Raw genomic sequence first — 2,984 nt, 5'->3', positions numbered from 1 at the left:
CGGGGGAAGCGGCACGGCGGCATGGGCGACGCGGTCCCGGCCTCCGCACGGGCGGGTGGCGCGCCCGGGCAGGAGGCAGAAGTGGGCACCTGCCTGTTTCGTCTTCCACCGGGGTGGGCGGGCACAAGACGTGGCCCCCGGTCCCTCCGCGGTAATTCCGCGGACGGACCGGGGGCCACCCGGGTCCCGGTCACTGACCGGCGGCGAGCACCTTGCGCAGCTGCTCGGCGAACGGGGCGCTGTGCGTCAGGAATCCCTGGTGGTCTCCGGGGAAGTCCACGGCCTCCGCTCCGATGCTGTCGGCGAGGGCGAGACCCGCCTGCTGGACGGGCTGTCCCTTGGACGCCTCGCCCGCCGCGCAGACGATACGGGTCGGGGCCGACTTCAGCGCCTCGGCGTCCGGAGTGAAGCGGCTGAACGGCAGCATGACGTTGCCGACGAAGAACTCGGCGTTCGCCGCCATCCGGCCCATCATCTCCATCATCTCCGGGCTCGGCGTACCCATCTCCGGCGGGGCCGGCGGCGGGGCGTCCTCCCCCTCCACACCGGCGATGAACTTCTGCATCGCCGGGCCGACACCGGCGGCCTGGTAGGTGTCGTAGACGTCCTGGAAGTGCTCGCGCCAGCGGTCGCTGTCCGGCAGCAGCTCCATCACCGGCGGTTCGTGCACCACCAGGGACTTCACCTGCTCGGGGTGGCGGGCGACGAGGTCGAGACCGACCAGGGCGCCGCCACTGCTGCCGAAGACGTGGGCGGGCTCGTCCGTCACTGCCGCCAGCAGCCGGTGGGCGTCGTCACTGTGCGCCTCGATCTGCTGCTCCTGCGGCGTCCCGTCAAGGCTGCTGCGCGAGTTGCCCCGCGGGTCGTAGGACACGACGGTGTAGTTCTCGGAGAGCGTGCCGACCAGCCCCGCGTAGATCGCGGCGTCGGTCGGCCCGCCGCAGATGAGCAGCAGCACGGGGCCCTCTCCGGTGACCTCGTAATGCAGCTTCGCACCCGGGACTTCCAGGTTCTTCACGTTCGTCGAATGCATCAACTCGTCCTCTCGGTCTCGGCCGTCTCGGTTGTCCGGAGCCGTTCTGGAAGCGTCAGGCCGGGGGCTCTGCGCGCGATGTCGCTGATGGAGCGGCGTTTCCCTGTGGGGGACACCCTTGACGGGTGCCCGACCCTGGAGACACACTAAACCATCTGGTTAATCAAGCACTAGGTTGAATACGGATGTCAAGCGACGAACTCAGCACCACCTTCTCGGCCTTGGCCGATCCGACCCGGCGAGCCATCCTCGCGCGCCTGGCCGTCGGGGAAGCGACGGTGAACGAGCTGGCCGAGCCCTTCTCCATCAGCCTTCAGGCGGTCTCCAGGCACCTGAAGGTGCTCGAGCGAGCCGGTTTGATCTCCCGGGGCCGCGACGCCCAGTGGAGGCCCTGTCGGCTCGAGGTGTCACCGCTGGGCGACGCGGCGGAGTGGATCGAGCGTCAGACGCAGGTCTGGCAGTCCAGGTTCGACCGTCTTGACCAGCACCTGCAGGAAGTCCAACGACAGCAGAGAGAGGCACAGACATGAGCGTTTCGAGCACGGCCGACTCCGACCTCGGCGAGGTCACCCTCACCCGCGTGTTCGACGCGCCCCGGGAGCGGGTCTTCAGGGCGTTCGTCGAGCCCGGTCAGCTCTCCCGCTTCTGGAGCCCCGCCGGCACGTCCCTGCCCGTCGAGAGGATCACGATCGATGCCCGTCCCGGCGGGGCCTTCGAGACGGTCATGGTGGCCGACGAGGACGGCACCGAGTACCCGATGAGTGCCACCTACCTCGAGGTGGTCGAGCCGGAGAAGCTCAGCTTCACCGTGGGCGCGGTGGGCCTGATCTCGACGCTGACCTTCACCGACGTCGACGGCAGGACGGAGCTGACCGTCCACCAGACCGACGTTCCCGCGATGCTCCGCACCCCCGAGGCGGTGGCCGGCCTGCACAGCAGCTTCGACCAGCTGGTCGAACACCTGGCGCGGACCGCCTGAGGGCGAGACGCCCGCGGCACTCGGCCGCGCCGGACGACGTCGGAGGGCGGCACCACGTCCGGCTTCGTTCCGCGCCCGTGTCCGCCGCGGGCGACGGGCGGATCCCGGTGGTCCGACGACCGGGACCTCGCGGGGGCCGGGCACGGGCGTCTCGCGATCGTCCTGCCGAAGGGCGTCGGGCCCCCGGCGAGCCTGCCGGGCGGGAGTACCTCACACCGCCTTCCGGCGGCCGGGGAGAGCCTCCGGCGAGTGCGGCCGTACCAGCGGGGCGGCGTCCCCGAGCACGGACCTCAGGTGGGCGGGGTCGAAGTTGACCGCGCTGCACCAGCGGCCGTCGGTGAACTTGAACCAGACGGAACTGACGATCTCGCCGACCGGATTCTCCCCCTCGACGACCTCGTCGCCGAGGGTCCAGCCCTCGGCGGTGTGGGCGGTGACGCCGTCGGGCAGCAGCAGGTCGACGACCGGGCTGTCGAGCGAGGGCCCGCTGCGGACGTTGGCGTCGCGCCAGATCGGACCGGGGGTGCTGGGGGCCGGGCGGTAGGAGGTGTCGGTCATGGCGAGCCTTTCTTCGGCGGGGCGGGAGGGGTGGAGGGCATCAGTGGGCCCGACGGCCCGGTGGGGACCGGCGGGTCTCACCGGAGCCCGGTGGGATTCGTCGGAGCCCACCGGAGCCCGACGGGCCCGACGGGCCCGGTGGGCCCGGTGGGCCCGGTGGGCCCGGTGGGCCCGGTGGGCCCGGTGGGCCCGGTGGGCCCGGTGGAGCCCGGTGGGACGAGCGTGGTCGATGAGGTAGGCCGCCGACGGGGCACGGGACGTACCGGGCGGGCAGGGCACGGGACCGTACCCGGTCGGCGGGGCGCACGGCGGACTTCGGGTGGCGTCGGGTCGTTTTCGGGCCGCGGCAAAGACGCTCCCCCTTCAGGCCGCGGCGGAGACGCCCCCCGTGTCGCCGGCCGCCGCCGCGCGGAC

4 protein-coding genes are annotated in these 2,984 nt (G+C 72.0%); 2 read left to right on the top strand and 2 right to left on the bottom strand.

Annotated features, from left to right (window positions below):
• Positions 1 to 190: 190 nt before the first annotated feature.
• Complete coding sequence (locus tag B7767_RS38010; RefSeq protein ID WP_085575966.1) at positions 191 to 1,033, bottom strand: alpha/beta fold hydrolase; 843 nt, start codon at positions 1,031 to 1,033, stop codon at positions 191 to 193.
• A gap of 185 nt (positions 1,034 to 1,218) precedes the next feature.
• On the opposite strand from B7767_RS38010, the gene B7767_RS38005 reads away from it, so the two are divergent.
• Together B7767_RS38005 and B7767_RS38000 are read left to right on the top strand one after the other, a co-directional pair.
• The gene (locus B7767_RS38005; protein WP_085575965.1) at positions 1,219 to 1,563 is read left to right on the top strand and encodes a helix-turn-helix transcriptional regulator; all 345 of its coding nucleotides are present in this window, start codon (positions 1,219 to 1,221) and stop codon (positions 1,561 to 1,563) included.
• Positions 1,560 to 2,012 (top strand): SRPBCC domain-containing protein, encoded by a 453-nt coding sequence (locus tag B7767_RS38000; RefSeq protein WP_085575964.1) that lies wholly within the window; start codon positions 1,560 to 1,562, stop codon positions 2,010 to 2,012. Before B7767_RS38005 ends, B7767_RS38000 begins: the two co-directional genes overlap by 4 nt.
• A gap of 210 nt (positions 2,013 to 2,222) precedes the next feature.
• Here B7767_RS38000 and B7767_RS37995 read toward each other — a convergent pair whose 3' ends face one another.
• On the bottom strand, positions 2,223 to 2,570 hold the full coding sequence (locus tag B7767_RS37995; protein WP_107486560.1) for a hypothetical protein: 348 nt from the start codon (positions 2,568 to 2,570) through the stop codon (positions 2,223 to 2,225).
• Positions 2,571 to 2,984 lie beyond the last annotated feature (414 nt).

Source organism: Streptomyces sp. 13-12-16, assembly GCF_002114215.1.
In the GTDB taxonomy this organism is placed as follows: Bacteria; Actinomycetota; Actinomycetes; order Streptomycetales; family Streptomycetaceae; genus Streptomyces.
This window is presented reverse-complemented; position numbering and strand designations above follow the sequence as displayed.